The 17,353-nt window shown below is 61.5% G+C and carries 19 protein-coding genes; 15 read left to right on the top strand and 4 right to left on the bottom strand.

Annotated features, from left to right (window positions below; all coding sequences use genetic code 11):
- Nucleotides 1-91 precede the first annotated feature (91 nt).
- The 3 genes from AC07RO_RS24840 to rpmE form a co-directional block, all read right to left on the bottom strand.
- A complete protein-coding gene (locus tag AC07RO_RS24840) occupies nt 92-1,360 on the bottom strand; it encodes a malic enzyme-like NAD(P)-binding protein (RefSeq protein WP_282368788.1) in 1,269 nt (422 codons plus the stop codon).
- Nucleotides 1,361-1,538: 178 nt separating this feature from the next.
- Nucleotides 1,539-2,342 (bottom strand): thermonuclease family protein, encoded by an 804-nt coding sequence (locus AC07RO_RS24835; protein WP_495087318.1) that lies wholly within the window; start codon nt 2,340-2,342, stop codon nt 1,539-1,541.
- A 23-nt stretch (nt 2,343-2,365) separates the two neighbouring features.
- Nucleotides 2,366-2,599: a 50S ribosomal protein L31 gene (gene rpmE / locus AC07RO_RS24830; protein ID WP_065986634.1), complete on the bottom strand. Its 234-nt coding sequence runs from the start codon at nt 2,597-2,599 to the stop codon at nt 2,366-2,368.
- A 168-nt stretch (nt 2,600-2,767) separates the two neighbouring features.
- On the opposite strand from rpmE, the gene AC07RO_RS24825 reads away from it, so the two are divergent.
- The 6 genes from AC07RO_RS24825 (at nt 2,768) to AC07RO_RS24800 (ending at nt 10,222) form a co-directional block, all read left to right on the top strand.
- Nucleotides 2,768-4,987, top strand: coding sequence for a primosomal protein N' (locus AC07RO_RS24825; protein WP_495087317.1), 2,220 nt, complete (start codon nt 2,768-2,770; stop codon nt 4,985-4,987).
- Nucleotides 4,988-5,107: 120 nt separating this feature from the next.
- Nucleotides 5,108-6,853 (top strand): arginine--tRNA ligase, encoded by a 1,746-nt coding sequence (argS, locus tag AC07RO_RS24820; RefSeq protein WP_495087316.1) that lies wholly within the window; start codon nt 5,108-5,110, stop codon nt 6,851-6,853.
- A 1-nt stretch (nt 6,854) separates the two neighbouring features.
- Nucleotides 6,855-7,544 (top strand): SPOR domain-containing protein, encoded by a 690-nt coding sequence (locus AC07RO_RS24815; RefSeq protein ID WP_192171219.1) that lies wholly within the window; start codon nt 6,855-6,857, stop codon nt 7,542-7,544.
- 249 nt (nt 7,545-7,793) lie between these two features.
- A complete protein-coding gene (hslV, locus tag AC07RO_RS24810; protein ID WP_065986638.1) occupies nt 7,794-8,324 on the top strand; it encodes an ATP-dependent protease subunit HslV in 531 nt (176 codons plus the stop codon).
- Nucleotides 8,325-8,393: 69 nt separating this feature from the next.
- Nucleotides 8,394-9,731 carry an ATP-dependent protease ATPase subunit HslU gene (gene hslU / locus AC07RO_RS24805; protein ID WP_192171220.1) on the top strand — a complete coding sequence of 446 codons (1,338 nt, stop codon included), beginning with the start codon at nt 8,394-8,396 and terminating at the stop codon, nt 9,729-9,731.
- A 113-nt stretch (nt 9,732-9,844) separates the two neighbouring features.
- A complete protein-coding gene (locus tag AC07RO_RS24800; RefSeq protein WP_346626922.1) occupies nt 9,845-10,222 on the top strand; it encodes a gamma-butyrobetaine hydroxylase family protein in 378 nt (125 codons plus the stop codon).
- A 16-nt stretch (nt 10,223-10,238) separates the two neighbouring features.
- On the opposite strand, the gene AC07RO_RS24795 is transcribed toward AC07RO_RS24800, so the two are convergent.
- Nucleotides 10,239-10,517, bottom strand: coding sequence for a polyhydroxyalkanoic acid system family protein (locus AC07RO_RS24795; protein WP_282373359.1), 279 nt, complete (start codon nt 10,515-10,517; stop codon nt 10,239-10,241).
- Nucleotides 10,518-10,658: 141 nt separating this feature from the next.
- On the opposite strand from AC07RO_RS24795, the gene ubiE reads away from it, so the two are divergent.
- The 9 genes from ubiE to AC07RO_RS24750 are packed head-to-tail and all read left to right on the top strand — an operon-like array spanning nt 10,659 to nt 16,851.
- Nucleotides 10,659-11,429: a bifunctional demethylmenaquinone methyltransferase/2-methoxy-6-polyprenyl-1,4-benzoquinol methylase UbiE gene (ubiE, locus tag AC07RO_RS24790; RefSeq protein ID WP_122534362.1), complete on the top strand. Its 771-nt coding sequence runs from the start codon at nt 10,659-10,661 to the stop codon at nt 11,427-11,429.
- On the top strand, nt 11,429-12,052 hold the full coding sequence (locus tag AC07RO_RS24785) for a ubiquinone biosynthesis accessory factor UbiJ (RefSeq protein ID WP_192171223.1): 624 nt from the start codon (nt 11,429-11,431) through the stop codon (nt 12,050-12,052). The genes ubiE and AC07RO_RS24785 overlap by 1 nt, the downstream gene beginning before the upstream one ends.
- Nucleotides 12,049-13,668: a ubiquinone biosynthesis regulatory protein kinase UbiB gene (gene ubiB, locus AC07RO_RS24780; protein WP_282373361.1), complete on the top strand. Its 1,620-nt coding sequence runs from the start codon at nt 12,049-12,051 to the stop codon at nt 13,666-13,668. The genes AC07RO_RS24785 and ubiB overlap by 4 nt, the downstream gene beginning before the upstream one ends.
- Before the next feature lie 56 nt (nt 13,669-13,724).
- Nucleotides 13,725-14,117: a phosphoribosyl-AMP cyclohydrolase gene (hisI, locus tag AC07RO_RS24775; protein ID WP_495087315.1), complete on the top strand. Its 393-nt coding sequence runs from the start codon at nt 13,725-13,727 to the stop codon at nt 14,115-14,117.
- 2 nt (nt 14,118-14,119) lie between these two features.
- Complete coding sequence (locus AC07RO_RS24770; protein WP_192171226.1) at nt 14,120-14,452, top strand: phosphoribosyl-ATP diphosphatase; 333 nt, start codon at nt 14,120-14,122, stop codon at nt 14,450-14,452.
- A gap of 42 nt (nt 14,453-14,494) precedes the next feature.
- Nucleotides 14,495-14,779 (top strand): twin-arginine translocase TatA/TatE family subunit, encoded by a 285-nt coding sequence (locus AC07RO_RS24765; protein WP_065986662.1) that lies wholly within the window; start codon nt 14,495-14,497, stop codon nt 14,777-14,779.
- A gap of 10 nt (nt 14,780-14,789) precedes the next feature.
- A complete protein-coding gene (tatB, locus tag AC07RO_RS24760) occupies nt 14,790-15,356 on the top strand; it encodes a Sec-independent protein translocase protein TatB (RefSeq protein WP_495087314.1) in 567 nt (188 codons plus the stop codon).
- Complete coding sequence (gene tatC, locus AC07RO_RS24755) at nt 15,353-16,147, top strand: twin-arginine translocase subunit TatC (protein WP_065986665.1); 795 nt, start codon at nt 15,353-15,355, stop codon at nt 16,145-16,147. The genes tatB and tatC overlap by 4 nt, the downstream gene beginning before the upstream one ends.
- Nucleotides 16,144-16,851 (top strand): 16S rRNA (uracil(1498)-N(3))-methyltransferase, encoded by a 708-nt coding sequence (locus tag AC07RO_RS24750; RefSeq protein WP_495087313.1) that lies wholly within the window; start codon nt 16,144-16,146, stop codon nt 16,849-16,851. Before tatC ends, AC07RO_RS24750 begins: the two co-directional genes overlap by 4 nt.
- The last annotated feature ends 502 nt before the right edge of the window (nt 16,852-17,353 follow it).

Raw genomic sequence — 17,353 nt, 5'->3', positions numbered from 1 at the left:
GAAGGCAAAGAGCGGCGACCGGTTGCGCTACTTGTTGCTTTCAGCCAACAAAAAACCCAGCACTTGGCTGGGTTTTTTGTGGGCGTTGCTATCAGCCGTTAAACACGTCATCCACGCTTTTCAGCGGGTAGTGCTTTGGATACGGCAGGGTTGCGACACCGCTCTCGATGGCGGCCTTAGCCACGGCATCGGAAACGATAGTCAGCAGGCGCACGTCCAGTGGTTTCGGGATGATGTACTCACGACCGAATTCCAGGGCGATGCCGCCGTAGGCGTCGCAGACTTCCTGGGGCACTGGCAGCTTGGCCAATTCGCGCAAAGCGTTGGCCGCTGCGATTTTCATCTCTTCGTTGATGCGCTTGGCGCGAACGTCGAGTGCGCCACGGAAGATGAACGGGAAGCCCAGCACGTTGTTGACCTGGTTCGGGTAATCCGAACGGCCGGTGGCCATGATCACGTCGCTGCGGGTGGCGTGAGCCAGTTCTGGCGAGATCTCCGGATCCGGGTTCGAGCAGGCGAACACGATCGGGTTGGCCGCCATCGACTTCAGGCCTTCAGCGCTCAGCAGGTTCGGACCGGACAGACCGACGAACACGTCGGCGCCTTCCAGTGCATCGGCCAGCGTGCGCTTTTCGGTGGAGTGAGCGAACTGCGCCTTGTACTGGTTCAGATCGGTACGCCCGTCGTGAACCACGCCGTTGCGGTCGATCATGAAGATGTTTTCGATCTTCGCGCCCATGCTCACCAGCAACTTCATGCAGGAGATGGCCGCAGCGCCAGCACCCAGGCAGACGATCTTCGCCGCTTCCAGGGTTTTGCCAGCAATTTCCAGCGCGTTGATCATGCCGGCTGCGGTAACGATCGCGGTGCCGTGCTGGTCATCGTGGAAAACAGGGATGTCGCACTGCTCGATCAGCGCCTTTTCGATCTCGAAGCACTCAGGTGCCTTGATGTCTTCCAGGTTGATGCCGCCGAAGGTGATGGAGATGCGTCGCACGGTGTCGATGAAGGCCTGCGGGCTTTCAGAATCGACTTCGATATCGAACACATCGATACCGGCAAAGCGCTTGAACAGCACGCCTTTGCCTTCCATGACCGGCTTGGACGCGAGAGGCCCGAGGTTACCCAGACCCAGAATCGCGGTGCCATCAGAGATGACCGCTACCAGGTTGCCCTTGCCGGTGTACTTGTAGGCAAGTTCCGGATCGCGACCGATTTCGCGGACCGGCTCAGCCACACCCGGGCTGTAGGCCAGCGACAGATCGCGAGCGGTAGCAGTGGCTTTGGTGAGCTCGACGCTGAGTTTCCCCGGACGGGGATGAGCGTGATATTCGAGAGCGGCAGTTTTCAAATCTGACATGGGGGCATTCCGCTTTTTTGCTGTTGGACAGACGGACCGCCGAGCATACGCAAGTCATAAAGTCCTAACAAGACTGGCGGGTCACCTGTGTCAAGAGGCCGCATCTACGACTTTCAGCGTAGAGCCGCAGAACATAAGGCCTGGATCGGCAACAATCCTCAGCAAAAATATCTACAATTTATTTATTAACTGTATCCAACATTGCAGGGTGAGTGATCGACATCATCCAGCGCGGTTGACCTGATTTCAGACCGCCCCGACGCGAACGATCGAACACCCAGCCACGGGCTTCGATTCGCTGCCCCTTCAATCGCTGCAGCGCGGCAGTGTCGAACTGGCCGAGCAGCTTGGGCGCAATGCGCAGCACCAACGAATCGCCGAATTCGATCCACAGGCCGCCGCCATTGCGCTGCACGCTGGTCACGCGCCCGCTGACCAGCGCGAACCCGCCGGTACTGATCTGCTCGGCCGGTTGAACCGGCGAATTGCGCCACAGACCCAGGCCGGCCCGTCGAGCTGACTGCTCTGCGACCTGCTGGCAGCTGACCAGCGCAACGTTCGGGGAAACCGCGACGAGATAGCCAAGGCCCTCGGCAAGGAGTTGCGCCTCAAGGTTGGCGCCATCACGGCCATAGACGTTAGCGAGAGTGCGGCCGTAATGATCGGTCGGCTCTTCACCCACGCGCAGCCTGACCTGCCCATCACTGGCATCGATCAACGCCTGCAAACGACGCTTCGCCACATCTGCAAACGGCTGGGCTGACTGACCCTTTTTGCCGGTTTCCGGCGTATTGAGGCCAATCATGCGAACGCTGCGACCATCGCTCAGGCGCACCGTGTCGCCATCGACCACTCGCTGCACCTGAGCCACAGGCAGCGACGGCGGCGCCGGGCACAAGGCCTGGGCCGTCGAAAGCCAAATCGCGGACATAAAAAAGGCGCCCGCGAGGGACGCCTTCTTAAGCAGCCTGGAGAAACGCATCGGCGACTCCAGAGCGGCCAACCTTACTCTGCAGCAGCAGGAGCTTTGGTAGGACCGAATGCACCGAAACGCGACTTGAACTTGTCGACACGACCGCCGACGTCCAGAGTTTTTTGCTTGCCGGTGTAGAACGGGTGGCACTCGTTGCACACGTCCAGGCTCAGAGGCTTGGCCAGTGTGGAACGGGTTTTGATGACATTGCCGCAGCTGCAGGTTGCGTCAATGGCTTCGTAAACTGGATGGATATCAGCTTTCATGGGTATTTCCTCAGGCTATCGTGCCGCCACCCAACACTATTGTTGAATACCGCACGGAATTAGGCCGCGCATATTAACAGACAACGCCAATCACGCAAGGGAACGTTCACGCCGGTCGTCTGCTAAGATCGCGCCCTTCGTCATACTCCGTAACAGGATATCCCCCGCGTGCCCGACGCCATCTTGCGCCTCGCCCTGCCCTCGCCGCTGCGTCGCCTGTTCGACTACCTTGCCCCCGCAGGTGTGGCGCGCAGTACGTTGCAGCCGGGGATGCGCCTGCGCGTGCCATTTGGCCGTCGGGAAATGATCGGCGTGCTGGTGGAAGTCGTCGATCACAGCGACGTGCCGGCCGACAAGCTCAAGCCGGCCATTGCTGTGCTGGATGCCGAACCGCCGTTGCCGCCCGCACTGTTCAAGTTGTGCCTGTGGACGGCCCAGTATTACCAGCACAGCCTGGGCGACACGCTCAGTTGGGCGTTGCCAGTGTTGCTGCGTCAGGGCGAGCCGGCGGAAGCGCGGCAGGAGCGTTTCTGGCACGCCGCACCAGATGCCAGCGTCGATGACCCGCGCATCGCCCGGGCGCCGAAACAAAAGGAGGCGCTGCGCACCCTGGCCCAGCACCCCCATGGCGTGGCTCATCAGTTGCTGAGCAAGCTGATGCTCAACCGGGACAGCCTGAATCTGCTGCTCGCCAAGGGACTGGTGACCGTCGAGGTGCGCGGTCATGGGCCGGTCGAGCGGCACGAGCACTGGCTGGCGCAGCCGGAACTGCCGCTCAACACTGAGCAGCGGGCCGCCTATGAAGCCATCCGCTCGGGTTTCGGCAGCTTTCATGCCTCACTGCTGGCGGGCGTCACCGGCAGCGGCAAGACCGAGGTGTACCTGCAGCTCATCCGCGAAACGCTGGAAGCGGGCAAGCAGGCGCTGGTGCTGATTCCGGAAATCAACCTGGGTCCGCAGACCCTGGCGCGCTTCGAGCAGCGTTTCAACGCGCGCATCGCGCTGCTGCATTCGGCAGTCAATGATCGCGACCGGCTGGACGCCTGGCTGGCGGCGCGCGATGGCGAAGCCGACATCATCATCGGCACCCGCTCGGCGCTGTTCACCCCGATGAAAAACCCCGGGTTGATCATCATCGACGAGGAGCACGACGGCTCCTATAAACAGCAGGAAGGCCTGCGCTATCACGCCCGGGATCTGGCGCTGGTGAGGGCGCATCAGGAAGACATCCCGATCGTCCTCGGCTCGGCGACGCCTTCGCTGGAAAGTCTGCACAACGCCCACACCGGTCGATACGCGCTCCTGCGTCTGAATCAGCGCGCGGGCGGGGCCCAGCAACCCCGCTTCCTGCGCCTGGATGTCAAAAGCCGCCCCCTCGACAGCGGCATCTCGGGCCCTATGCAGCAAGCCATCGGTCAGACCCTGGCGGCGGGCCAGCAAGTGCTGGTGTTCCTCAACCGACGCGGCTTTGCCCCGACGCTGCTGTGTCACGACTGTGGCTGGCTGTCGGAATGCCCTCGCTGTGACGCGCGCATGACCGTGCACCAGCGCTCGGGTGAGCTGCGTTGTCACCATTGCGGCCATGTCGAACGGGTGCCACGCAATTGCCCGGCGTGCGGCAAGGTCGATCTGCGCCCGGTGGGTGCGGGGACCGAGCGTGCCGAGGAGCGGCTGGCAATTCTGTTCCCCGACTACCCGGTGCTGCGCGTTGATCGGGACAGCACCTCGCGCAAGGACGCGATGAATCAGCTGTTCGCGACCATCCAGAAAGGCCAGCCGTGCATTCTGGTGGGCACGCAAATGCTCGCCAAAGGGCATCACTTCCCGCGCGTGACGCTGGTGTCGATTCTCGATGCCGATGGCGGGCTGTTCTCCGGCGACTTCCGCGCCAGCGAGCGCATGGCGCAATTGATTGTGCAGGTCGCAGGCAGAGCCGGGCGCGCCGAAGAGCCGGGCAAGGTGATCATCCAGACTCACCTGGCCGACCATCCTTTATTGATTCAACTGACCGAACAGGGCTATTTCGCGTTTGCCGAGCAGGCCTTGAGCGAACGTCGCGCCGCCGGGCTGCCGCCGTTTTCGCACCTGGCGCTGCTGCGCGCCGAAGCGCACAAGCCGGGTCAGGCCGAGGGGTTTCTCGACGAAGCCTGCACCGAAGCCGAGCGCTTGCTGAAAGACATGGCGCTGGGCGGCATTGAGCTGCTGGGCCCGGTTCCGGCACCGATGGAACGACGCGCCGGACGCTATCGCGCTCAGTTGCTGGTTCAGGCCAACGCCCGCGCGCCGCTGCACAAGCTGCTCGCGACCTGGCTGCTGACACTGGAAAACATGCCCAGCGGGCGCCAGGTCAGATGGTCGCTGGACGTGGATCCGGTGGACCTTTATTGATTCGCATCGGTTGACCGCGCATCCAGCGCGGTTGGCAAGGTGGCCCCGGCCACGGATAATGCCCAGTTTTTCCACCCGCGCATCCAGGCGCGGCCGCGCTTGCGGTCGAAAGAGAGCACCATGAAAGACACCATTCGCCAGCTGATTCAACAAGCTCTGAGCCAACTCGTCACCGATGGCGTCTTGCCGGAAGGGCTGACGCCGGCGATTCAGGTGGAGAACGCCAAGGACAAGAAAAACGGCGACTTCGCCAGCAATATCGCCATGATGCTGGCCAAGCCTGCGGGCATGAAGCCGCGTGACCTGGCCGAGAAAATCGTCGCCGCGTTGCCCGCGGACGAGCAGATCACCCAGGTCGACATCGCCGGCCCCGGTTTCCTCAATTTCTTCCAGAACACCCAGGCCCTGGCTTCGCGACTCGACGAAGCTCTGGCCGACGCGACCCTGTCCGTGCGCAAGAACGGCCCTGCTCAACGCGTTGTGGTCGACCTGTCTGCGCCGAATCTGGCCAAAGAGATGCACGTCGGCCACTTGCGCTCGACCATCATTGGCGACGGCGTGGCCAGCGTCCTTGAGTTTCTTGGCGACACCGTGATCCGTCAGAACCACGTCGGCGATTGGGGCACTCAGTTCGGCATGCTGCTGGCCTATCTGCAGGAAACCCCGGCGACCAGCGATGAGCTGGCTGACCTCGAAAACTTCTATCGCGCCGCCAAGGGCCGTTTCGACGAGTCCGAAGAGTTCGCCGAGCGCGCACGTGGGCTGGTGGTCAAGCTGCAAGCCGGGGACGCCGAGTGCCTGAGCCTGTGGACGCGATTCAAGGACATCTCGCTGTCCCACTGCCAGGAAGTGTACGAACGCCTGAACGTCAAACTCACGCCGAAGGACGTCATGGGCGAAAGCGCCTACAACGACGACCTCGCCAATGTCGTCGCCGACCTGAAGAAGGCCGGACTGCTGGTCGAGAGCAACGGCGCGCAGTGTGTGTTTCTTGAAGAATTCAAAACCGCTGAAGGCACGCCGCTGCCGGTGATCGTACAAAAGGCCGGTGGCGGTTATCTCTATGCCACAACCGACCTCGCCGCCATTCGCTACCGCAGCAACGTGCTGAAAGCCGATCGCGCGCTGTATTTCGTCGATCAGCGTCAGGCGCTGCACTTCCAGCAGGTCTTCGAAGTGGCGCGCCGCGCAGGCTTCGTCACCAACGGCATGCAGATGGAGCACATGGGCTTCGGCACCATGAACGGCGCCGATGGCCGTCCGTTCAAGACCCGCGATGGCGGCACGGTCAAGCTGGTCGACCTGCTCGATGAAGCCGAAGAGCGCGCCTATACGCTGGTCAAAGAGAAAAACCCGGACGTCGCCGAAGACGAGTTGCGCTCGATCGCCAAGGCCGTGGGCATCAGCGCGGTGAAATACGCGGACCTGTCCAAGCATCGCGCCAGCGACTACAGCTTCAACTTCGACCAGATGCTCAGCTTCGAAGGCAACACCGCGCCTTATCTGCTGTACGCCTACACCCGTGTGGCCGGCGTATTCCGCAAGCTCGAAGAAAAGGGCGAAAGCTTCAACGCGAGCGAGGGCCGAATCATCCTGGACGCCGCCCAGGAGCAAGACCTGGCCGCGCGCCTGGCGCAGTTCGGCGAGACCGTGAACACCGTTGCTGACAAGGGCACACCTCACGTGCTCTGCGCGTATCTGTATGACCTCGCCGGCCTGTTCTCCAGTTTCTACGAGAACTGCCCGATCCTGGCGGCGGAAAACCCTGAACAACAGCAAAGCCGTCTGCGCCTCGCCGCCCTGACCGGTCGCACCCTCAAGCAAGGCCTGCAGTTGCTGGGTCTGGACACTCTGGAGCGTATGTAAGTTGGCCGTTAAAAAGAAACCTGCTCCCAAGCGCGGCGCCAGCCGGTATCAGGCACCCGCCAAGAAGCCGATTCCGGGCTGGGTGTGGATGGCGATCGGCCTGACCGTCGGCGCGTTCGTTGTTTTCCTGATGAAGCTCGAACCCGGCAGCGGCGACGACATCAAGCGCGTCAAGGCTGAAGCCAAGGCCGCGAAGATTGCCGAAGCAAACAAGACGCCGCCCAGCCCGACCGCGCCTGTGAAGCCGAAATACGACTTCTACACGCTGTTGCCTGAGTCGGAAGTCATCGTGCCGAACGAAGCGGTGCCGGAGAAGACGCCACCGGTCGTTGCGCCAAGCACGCCGGTTACGCCTGAAGTGGCCGCGAAGATCGACACCGCTCGCGCCCAGGCGGCGCTCAGCGGTCTGACGCCACCGCCAGCGCCTCCGGTGACCAAGCCGGCGGCGGTGACGACGTTCTTCCTGCAAGCGGGCTCGTTCCGCAAACAGGCCGACGCCGAGAAGGTGCGCGCGCAGATCATTCTGCTGGGGCAAACGTCGACCGTGGAGTCAGGCACGGTGAAGGATGAAACCTGGTACCGCGTGCTGGTCGGCCCGTTCAGCAACCGCGAACAGCTGACCACAGCGCAGAAGCAGTTGGCAGGTGGCGGTTTCAGCAACCTGCTGCTGCAACAGCGCCAGGCTCGCTAGGGCACTTCATAGAATGTGGTAGCTGCTCTTGGTCCTGATGCAACGCCATAGCGCATCAAACACCGCACCTGTGGGAGCGAGCTTGCTCGCGAAGACGGTATTTCAGCCGCTGAAGATTTAGCGGACGATCACGCAGTGATCGGCACCGCCATTCATCCCTCAACCCACTCAACGGTTGAAATACCCGCCCCCACCCCCATATGAGTTTCCATCAGGGCATTTTCGCCCCGCAGCGTGGAGACTCTCCCCTTGACCACCATCGTTTCAGTGCGCCGCCAAGGCAAAGTCGTCATGGCCGGTGACGGCCAGGTTTCCCTGGGCAATACCGTCATGAAAGGCAACGCCAAGAAAGTCCGGCGCCTTTACCACGGCCAGGTCATCGCCGGTTTCGCAGGCGCCACCGCTGACGCCTTCACCCTGTTCGAGCGTTTCGAAGCCCAACTGGAAAAACACCAGGGTCACCTCATTCGCGCCGCCGTAGAGCTGGCGAAAGAATGGCGCACCGACCGCTCCCTGAGTCGCCTTGAAGCCATGCTGGCCGTTGCCAACAAGGACGCTTCGCTGATCATTACCGGTAACGGTGACGTCGTTGAGCCCGAAGACGGCCTGATCGCCATGGGTTCCGGCGGCGCCTTCGCCCAGGCCGCTGCCCGCGCATTGCTGCTGAAGACCGAACTCTCTGCCCGTGAAATCGCCGAAACCGCCCTGCACATTGCCGGCGACATCTGCGTCTTCACCAACCACAACATCACCATTGAGGAGCAGGACCTCGCCGAGTAAGTCGCGCGCGCTGGCCGCCATTCATCGCGGCCTGCCCGACTCCCGCTCTGCCGAGGACCGTTGAAAACCATGTCCATGACTCCCCGTGAAATCGTCCACGAACTCAATCGCCATATCATCGGCCAGGACGATGCCAAACGCGCCGTCGCCATCGCGCTGCGTAATCGCTGGCGCCGGATGCAGTTACCCGAAGAGCTGCGCGTCGAAGTCACCCCGAAGAACATCCTGATGATCGGCCCGACCGGCGTCGGTAAAACCGAAATCGCCCGTCGTTTGGCGAAACTCGCGAACGCGCCGTTCATCAAGGTCGAAGCGACCAAGTTCACTGAAGTTGGCTACGTAGGCCGCGACGTCGAGTCGATCATCCGTGATCTCGCCGACGCTGCAATGAAGCTGCTGCGTGAACAGGAAATCACCAAGGTTCGCCACCGCGCCGAAGACGCCGCCGAAGACCGCATTCTCGATGCCCTGCTGCCACCGGCACGCGCGGGCTTCAACGAGGACGCGTCGTCAGGCAGCGATTCCAATACCCGTCAGCTGTTCCGCAAGCGCCTGCGCGAAGGCCAACTGGACGACAAGGAAATCGAGATCGAGGTCGCTGAAATGGGCGGCGTTGATATTTCCGCGCCGCCGGGCATGGAAGAGATGACCAACCAGCTGCAGAGCCTGTTTGCCAATATGGGCAAGGGCAAGAAGAAGAGCCGCAAGCTGAAAGTCAAAGACGCGCTGAAGATGGTTCGCGATGAAGAAGCGGGCCGTCTGGTCAACGATGAAGAACTGAAAGCCAAGGCGCTGGAAGCGGTTGAGCAGCATGGCATCGTGTTCATCGACGAGATCGACAAAGTGGCCAAGCGCGGCAATGTTGGCGGCGCCGATGTGTCCCGCGAAGGCGTGCAGCGCGACTTGCTGCCACTGATCGAAGGCTGCACCGTTAACACCAAGCTGGGCATGGTCAAGACCGACCACATTCTGTTCATTGCATCTGGTGCATTCCACCTGAGCAAGCCAAGCGATCTGGTGCCTGAGCTGCAGGGTCGTCTGCCGATTCGTGTCGAGCTGAAAGCGCTGAGCCCGCAGGATTTCGAACGCATCCTGACCGAACCCCATGCGTCGCTGACCGAGCAATACCGGGAGCTGCTGAAGACCGAAGGCCTGAACATTGCGTTCCTGCCGGATGGCATCAAGCGCCTGGCCGAGATTGCCTGGCAGGTCAACGAGAAAACCGAGAACATCGGTGCGCGTCGCTTGCACACGCTGCTTGAGCGGTTGCTGGAAGAGGTTTCTTTCAGTGCCGGCGACCTGGCAGGCGCGCAGGATGGCGGGACGATCCAGATCGACGCTGAATACGTGAACAGTCACCTGGGTGAGCTGGCGGAAGACGAAGATCTGTCGCGCTATATCCTTTAAAGCAGCTGCAAGCGGTTAGCTTCAAGCGGCAAGCAGATTTCACTGGCTGCACGAATCTGCTTCGCTTGGAGCTTGTAGCTTGTAGCTTGTAGCTTGTAGCTGAGATTACCTCTATGACCCGCATCCCCACCGCTATCCAGCTGCACAAAGCCTCGAAAGTCCTCAGCCTGAAATACGGGCCGGATGAGGAGTACCGCTTGCCGGCGGAGTTCCTGCGGGTGCACTCGCCGTCGGCGGAGGTGCAGGGCCATGGCAATCCGATTCTGCAGTTCGGCAAGCTGGGCGTCGGGCTCACCAAGGTCGAGCCCGCCGGCCAGTACGCGCTGAAGCTGACCTTCGACGACGGTCATGACAGCGGGCTGTTTACTTGGGAATACCTGGAGCAACTGGCGCAACGCCAGACGCAACTGTGGGATGAGTATCTGGCTGAGCTCAAGGCCGCCGGCAAATCCCGCGACCCTTCCGAGCAAGTCATCAAGCTGATGCTCTAGCCCCTCTCTCGGGACTTCAGGCCATCAAGACTTTATCCAGCTGCCGTTCAACTTCGGTCTGAATCGAACCGCTCATGGCCGAAAGGAAGAAGTTGAGGTCGATATTCACCCGTACCCACTCATCCTCGACCGCGACAGTGCCCTTGGCGCCCTTGCCTTCCAGGGCGACGGTATCGCCTGTCCACTCGTGCTCGATGCCGTACTTGTCGGACAGTTTCTGCAGCATGATCTCAGCCTTCTCGCGGGCCTTTTCCTTTCCCAGCGTGTGCTGGCGTTCCACGGTAATTCTGGCCACTGACGGGCTCCTGCTTCGGCTTAAATCGTCGGCGCACTATACCAGCGGCCCGGACCGAAGAAACTGTTGGCCGTGAGCCTTGTCAAGACAAAGCCAGCCCCGACGATTAGAATGGCGCCACTTTATTCCGGTGACAGCGATATGAATGATCCGCGCAAAGGCAGCGATGCCGAACCCATCACCCACTTCGGTTACAAAAACGTACCGGAAAGCCAGAAGGCCGAGAAAGTCGCCGAGGTATTTCACTCCGTCGCGGCCAAATATGACCTGATGAACGACGTCCTGTCAGGCGGCATGCATCGCCTCTGGAAGCGCTTCACCATCGAACTGTCAGGCGTTCGCAGCGGCAACCGCGTGCTCGACATCGCGGGCGGCACTGGCGACCTGGCGAAGAAGTTTTCCCATCTCGTGGGCCCGACCGGCGAAGTCGTACTGGCCGACATTAACGCTTCGATGCTCAAGGTCGGTCGTGACCGCCTGCTGGATCGCGGCGTGGCCGGCAACATCAAGTTCGTCCAGGCCGACGCTGAAAAGCTGCCGTTCCCTGACAACTACTTCGACTGCGTGACCATCGCCTTCGGCCTGCGCAACGTGACGCACAAGGAGGACGCCATCCGCTCCATGCTGCGCGTGCTCAAGCCGGGCGGTCGTTTGCTGGTGCTGGAATTCTCCAAGCCCACCAGCAAAGTCATGTCCAAGATCTACGACGCCTACTCGTTCGCCTTCATGCCGCTGGCCGGCAAGCTGATCACCAACGATTCGGAAAGCTATCGCTATCTGGCGGAGTCGATCCGCATGCACCCTGATCAGGAAACACTGAAGTCGATGATGGTCCAGGCCGGTTTCGACCGCGTGACCTACCACAACATGACGTCCGGCATCGTCGCGCTGCACCGGGGCATCAAGCCCTGATGCTGATCAACGGCTTGCTCGCCAGTGCCGAGCACGGCATCAACCGCGTGCTGCGCATGGACAGCACTGCCTTGCCACGCCTTGACCGGCTGAGCGGCAAGGTCATCGCGATCGAGTGCACCAGCCCGGCGTTTCATCTTCACGTACTGCCCAGCGACGACGGCCTGATGCTGGCGGCGAACTGGGAAGGCGGTGCCGACGTAACCCTGCGCGCCCCCGCTGCGAGCCTGATGCGCCTGGCGATGAGCAATGACAAAAATGCCGTGCTGCACAGCCCGGAAGTCGAGCTGGATGGCGAAAGCGCCGTGCTGCTTGAGCTGGTGGGCGTGCTGCAGGACCTGGACCTCGACTGGGAATACGAGCTGCAACGCTGGCTCGGTCCCGTCGCGGCGCCCCTGATCGGCGGGCACCTGCGCAACAGCGCGCGCTGGACCCGCGACAGCGCAGCCAGCCTCAGCCACAACCTGGCCGAATACCTGGCCGAAGAATCCCGCACGCTGGTCGGCAAACGCGAGGCGGAAGCCCGCTTCGCCGAACTGGATCAGACCAAACAAGACCTGGAACGCCTCGAAGCCCGCTTCGAGCGTCTGGCCCACTCCCTCAAATCCAGCGATAACGCATGAGCCTGCTTGCCGTCCGCCGCCTGTTTCGCATCCAGCGTGTCGTAATCCGTTACCGCCTTGATGATCTGTTGTTCGCCCTGCCCCTGCCGTGGTGGCTGCTGGCCGTGCGCTTTGTACTGCCATGGCGCTGGCTGCCGCGGCGCAAGAACGAACTGAGCCGTGGCGCGCGTCTGCGGCTGGCGTTGCAGGACCTGGGGCCGATTTTCATCAAGTTCGGGCAGCTGCTGTCCACCCGCCGTGACCTGCTGCCTGAAGACGTCGCCGACGAGCTGATGATGCTGCAGGACCGCGTGCCGCCGTTCGACTCCGCCAAAGCCGTTGCGCTGATCGAATCACAGCTGGGCGCGAAGATCAGCGAGGTCTTCAGTCGTTTCGACGTGGCCCCGCTGGCTTCGGCGTCTGTCGCTCAAGTCCACGCCGCGCGCCTGAAAACAGGCGAAGAAGTGGTGGTGAAGGTCGTGCGGCCAGGCCTGAAGCCGATCATCGGCTCTGACCTGGCGTGGCTATTCATCCTGGCGAAGATTGCCGAGCGGGTTTCGGCTGATGCGCGTCTGCTGCACCCGGTGGACGTGGTCGCCGATTACGAAAAAACCATCTACGACGAACTCGACCTGTTGCGCGAGGCGGCCAACTCCAGCCAGCTGCGCCGTAACTTCGAAGGCTCGACCATGCTTTACGTGCCGCAGGTCTATTGGGACTGGTGCCGGCCGAAGGTGTTGGTCATGGAGCGCATCTACGGCGTGCAAGTGACCGATCTGGCAACCCTCGCCGATCAGCGCACCGACATGAAAAAGCTGGCCGAGCGCGGCGTCGAGCTGTTCTTCACCCAAGTCTTCCGTGACAGCTTTTTCCACGCCGACATGCATCCCGGCAACATTTTCGTCAGCACGGTCACGCCGTGGGATCCGCAGTACATTGCCATCGACTGCGGCATTGTCGGCAGCCTGACCCCTGAGGATCAGGACTATCTGGCGCGCAACCTGTTTGCGTTCTTCAAGCGTGATTATCGCCGTGTGGCTCAGCTGCACATTGACTCGGGCTGGGTGCCGGCCGAGACCAAGCTGAATGAATTCGAAGCGGCCATCCGGACGGTGTGCGAGCCGATCTTCGAAAAACCGCTGAAGGACATTTCCTTTGGCCAGGTGCTGATGCGCCTGTTCCAGACCGCTCGGCGGTTCAACATGGAAGTGCAGCCGCAACTGGTGCTGCTGCAAAAGACGCTGCTCAACATCGAAGGCCTGGGCCGTCAGCTGTATCCGGAGCTGGATCTCTGGGCGACTGCGCAGCCGTTCCTCGAACGCTGGATGCGCGAACGGGTCAGCCCGAAAACCCTGCTCGGCAATCTACAGTCCCAGGTCGAACAGATTCCGCATCTGGCCAACATGACCCGAGATTTGCTCGAGCGTTTGTCGCAGCCCCATCGCCACGATCCGCCCCCGCCCTATCGGCGCGACGGCGATCATTGGGCCCTTCGCTTGCTCGGCGCTGGCCTGCTGGCCGGTGGCGTTCTGTTGGCGATCACCCATACCCAGACCGGCGAAGCGCTGAACACCCTGAGCGCCTGGCCTGCCTTGCTGATGCTGGCGGCAGGCGTCTATCTGGTCGTTCGCCGATAGCCATCGGCGCGAGCCGCTGGCACACTAACCCTCCCCTGGAACGGCCGGAGCCGATGATGAAAGACTGGCTGGACGAGATTAAGTGGGACAAGGACGGTCTGGTTCCAGCAATCGCGCAGGACCACATGACCGGTCGCGTGCTGATGATGGCCTGGATGAACCGCGAAGCCTTGAGCCTGACTGCCAGCGAACAGCGCGCTATCTATTGGTCACGTTCACGTGGCAAGTTGTGGCGAAAGGGCGAAGAATCGGGCCACGTGCAGAAGCTTCATGAACTGCGCCTGGACTGTGATGCCGACGTCATTATCCTGATGGTCGAGCAAATCGGCGGCATCGCTTGCCATACTGGCCGCGAGAGCTGCTTCTACCGCGTCTACGACGACGCCGGCTGGAAGACCGTGGACCCGGTGCTCAAAGACCCGGATGCCATTTACCAAGCAGGACACTGAACATGACTGATACCTTGTCACGCCTTGCCGAGGTGCTTGAAGCACGCAAGGGCGCGGCTGCCGACTCTTCTTACGTCGCCAGCCTTTATCACAAGGGACTGAACAAGATTCTGGAGAAGGTCGGCGAGGAGTCGGTCGAAACCATAATCGCTGCCAAGGACGCTGCCATCAGCGGTGACTGCAGTGATGTCGTCTACGAAACCGCCGACTTGTGGTTCCACAGCATGGTGATGCTTGCCCAACTGGGCCAGCACCCGCAAGCCGTGCTCGATGAGCTGGACCGCCGCTTCGGCCTGTCCGGACACGCCGAGAAAGCGTCTCGCTCGGCGGAATAAACGCTTGGGCTGCGGCCCGAAATTTCTTGTGAGGAACGCGTCATGGGCATTTTTGACTGGAAACACTGGATCGTCATTCTTGTGGTTGTGGTGCTGGTGTTCGGCACCAAGAAACTCAAGAACCTGGGGACTGACGTGGGTGAGTCGATCAAGGGCTTTCGCAAGGCCATGAATGACGATGACAAGCATCCGGAAGAGCCAACGGTGCAGCCGCCGGTTCAACCACAGCCGACCGCGCAGCCTGTGCCTCCGACTCAGCCGCTGCACCAGCCGCACACCATCGACGCGCAAGCGCAACGAGTCGAAGACCCCCTCCGCAAAGACTAGGTCGTGACGCATGTTTGGTATCAGCTTTTCTGAACTGCTATTGGTCGGCCTCGTTGCCCTGCTGGTGCTGGGCCCCGAGCGTCTGCCGGGCGCAGCACGGACGGCCGGGCTCTGGATCGGCCGCCTGAAACGCAGCTTCAATGCGATCAAACAGGAAGTTGAGCGCGAAATCGGCGCTGACGAAATTCGGCGTCAGCTGCACAACGAGCACATTCTTTCGCTGGAAGAAGAAGCCCGCAAAATCATGCAGCCGCAGCAACCGCCTGCTGCGCCGGTCGCCCCGGCGGCGACTGTTGCGCCAGCGCCGGCCGAGCCTGCTGCCGAGACGCCGGTTTCACCGGCTCCGGCCTCTACAGCGCCGGTTATAGGTGCCGCATCTCCGGTACAGAGCGCGGACATTGGCCCGGCCGCTCCGGCTGAAAGTGCGTCGGTCACACCGCCGCCTGCTCACGTTGGGCCTGCCGCGCCTGCTGCACCAGAATCTGCACCCGCACCTGCGCCGGTCATCACCCCTGCGACCGGGGTGCAAAGTGCGCCTTCTGCCAACGATTCGTCACTGCCACCACGAGCCCCATGAGCGAAATTCCGGAAAATGACCAGCAAATGCCGCTGGTCTCGCACCTGACAGAACTGCGCTCGCGACTGCTGCGCTGCGTGCTGGCGATCTTCGTGATCTTCGGCGCGCTGTTCTACTTCACCCAGAAGATCTACACCTTCGTCTCTGCCCCGCTGCGCAAGTTTCTGCCTGATGGCGCCACGATGATCGCGACCGATGTGGCCTCGCCGTTCATTACGCCGTTCAAGCTGACGATGATGGTGGCGCTGTTCCTGGCGATGCCGGTGATTCTGTATCAGATCTGGGGCTTCATCGCGCCGGGGCTGTACAAACATGAAAAACGCGTGGCAGTGCCGCTGTTGATCTCCAGCATCATCCTGTTCTATGCCGGGATGGCATTTGCCTACTTTCTGGTCTTCCCGCTGATTTTCCACTTTTTCGCCAGCGTTACCCCGGAAGGCGTGTCGATGATGACGGACATTGCCAGCTACCTGGACTTCGTCATGACGCTGTTCCTGGCGTTTGGTGTGGCGTTCGAGATCCCGGTGGCGGTTGTGCTGCTGGTGTGGATCGGCATCGTCGACGTCAAATACCTGAAGAAGATTCGCCCGTACGTGGTGATCGGCTGCTTCGTGGTGGGCATGATCCTCACCCCGCCGGACATCTTTTCGCAGACCCTGCTGGCTGTGCCGATGTGGCTGCTGTTTGAAATCGGCGTGTTGTGCAGTTCGATGATCACCAAGCGCGGCGATCATGAAGACGACGAAAAAGCCGAAGACGAGCAGAGCCAACCGCCAGCGACCCAGCCGTGAACCTGCTGTTGCTGGAGGACGCCGACTTTATCGCGGCGGACCGGGTTGTGCTGCGTGATCGGCGCCTCAAGCACATGCAGGAAGTGCATCGCAGCGAAGTGGGCGACAGCCTGCGGGTCGGCCGTGTGGGCGGACTGCTGGGCAGTGCGCAACTGCTGCGGCTGGAAGCGCGGGAAGCCGAGCTGTCGGTGAGCTTCGAGCACGCCCCGCCGGCCAAACTCCCCCTGACGCTGATCCTGGCACTGCCCCGCCCGAAGATGCTGCGCCGGGTGTTTCAGACCGTAGCGACGATGGGTGTGCCCCGAGTCATCCTGGTCAACAGCTACCGCGTCGAAAAAAGCTTCTGGCAGACGCCTTTTCTGGAGCCTGCGGCCATCCGCGAACAGTTGATTCTCGGGCTGGAACAGGCCCGGGACAGCGTGCTGCCGGAAATCGTCATCGAGAAGCGTTTCAAACCTTTCGTTGAAGACCGACTGCCCGCCATTGCGGACGGGACGTTGGGGTTGGTCGGTCATCCGGGTGACTTCCCCGACTGCCCGCGTGCGGTTGAGCAGCCTGTCACCCTGGCTATCGGGCCTGAAGGTGGCTGGATTCCCTACGAAGTTGATTTGCTGCAGGCCTCGGGCCTGACTCCAGTCCAGCTGGGCGCGCGGATCCTGCGCGTAGAAACCGCCGTCACCGCACTGCTCGCCCGATTGTTCTAGGGCCCGCGCACATCGAACATGGGGACACCCGTATCCCCGCAGACGCAAAACCTGTGGGGAGCGAGCTTGCTCGCGAAGGGGCCGATACATCCGCTAAATATCCGGCGCTTGAAATGCAGTCTTCGTGAGCAAGCTCACTCCCACAAGTCCTGTGTTTGCTGCTCGACAGCGCGGTTTCAGAACGCAGACCAACGCTCACCGAACATCGTGACGCCGATTTCCCCGCAGACGCAAAACCTGTGGGGAGCGAGCTTGCTCGCGAAGTGGCCGATACATCCGCTAAATATCCGGCGTTTGAAATGCAGTCTTCGTGAGCAAGCTCACTCCCACAAGTCCTGTGTTTGCTGCTCGACAGCGCGGTGTCAGAACACAGACCCGCGCTTAGAGCACATGGCGACACCGATCTCCCCGCCGACGAAGAACCCGTGGGAGATTCTATGGTTGTCATCAAGCCAAAATCCCCCCTTTCGGTTGATATTCGCTTTGGTTTTTCATCAGGGAG

It is taken from the genome of Pseudomonas sp. GW821-FHT07F05, from assembly GCF_059418765.1.
This window is presented reverse-complemented; position numbering and strand designations above follow the sequence as displayed.

Excerpts from the sequence above, each read along its gene's own strand:
- ubiB (WP_282373361.1), top strand. The coding sequence starts at position 12,049 with ATGAGCCTGCTTGCCGTCCGCCGCCTGTTTCGCATCCAGCGTGTCGTA.
- hslU (WP_192171220.1), top strand. The coding sequence starts at position 8,394 with ATGTCCATGACTCCCCGTGAAATCGTCCACGAACTCAATCGCCATATC.
- AC07RO_RS24835 (WP_495087318.1), bottom strand. The coding sequence starts at position 2,342 with ATGCGTTTCTCCAGGCTGCTTAAGAAGGCGTCCCTCGCGGGCGCCTTT.
- argS (WP_495087316.1), top strand. The coding sequence starts at position 5,108 with ATGAAAGACACCATTCGCCAGCTGATTCAACAAGCTCTGAGCCAACTC.
- hisI (WP_495087315.1), top strand. The coding sequence starts at position 13,725 with ATGAAAGACTGGCTGGACGAGATTAAGTGGGACAAGGACGGTCTGGTT.
- rpmE (WP_065986634.1), bottom strand. The coding sequence starts at position 2,599 with ATGAAAGCTGATATCCATCCAGTTTACGAAGCCATTGACGCAACCTGC.
- ubiE (WP_122534362.1), top strand. The coding sequence starts at position 10,659 with ATGAATGATCCGCGCAAAGGCAGCGATGCCGAACCCATCACCCACTTC.
- AC07RO_RS24765 (WP_065986662.1), top strand. The coding sequence starts at position 14,495 with ATGGGCATTTTTGACTGGAAACACTGGATCGTCATTCTTGTGGTTGTG.
- tatB (WP_495087314.1), top strand. The coding sequence starts at position 14,790 with ATGTTTGGTATCAGCTTTTCTGAACTGCTATTGGTCGGCCTCGTTGCC.
- AC07RO_RS24800 (WP_346626922.1), top strand. The coding sequence starts at position 9,845 with ATGACCCGCATCCCCACCGCTATCCAGCTGCACAAAGCCTCGAAAGTC.
- AC07RO_RS24785 (WP_192171223.1), top strand. The coding sequence starts at position 11,429 with ATGCTGATCAACGGCTTGCTCGCCAGTGCCGAGCACGGCATCAACCGC.
- tatC (WP_065986665.1), top strand. The coding sequence starts at position 15,353 with ATGAGCGAAATTCCGGAAAATGACCAGCAAATGCCGCTGGTCTCGCAC.
- AC07RO_RS24840 (WP_282368788.1), bottom strand. The coding sequence starts at position 1,360 with ATGTCAGATTTGAAAACTGCCGCTCTCGAATATCACGCTCATCCCCGT.
- AC07RO_RS24770 (WP_192171226.1), top strand. The coding sequence starts at position 14,120 with ATGACTGATACCTTGTCACGCCTTGCCGAGGTGCTTGAAGCACGCAAG.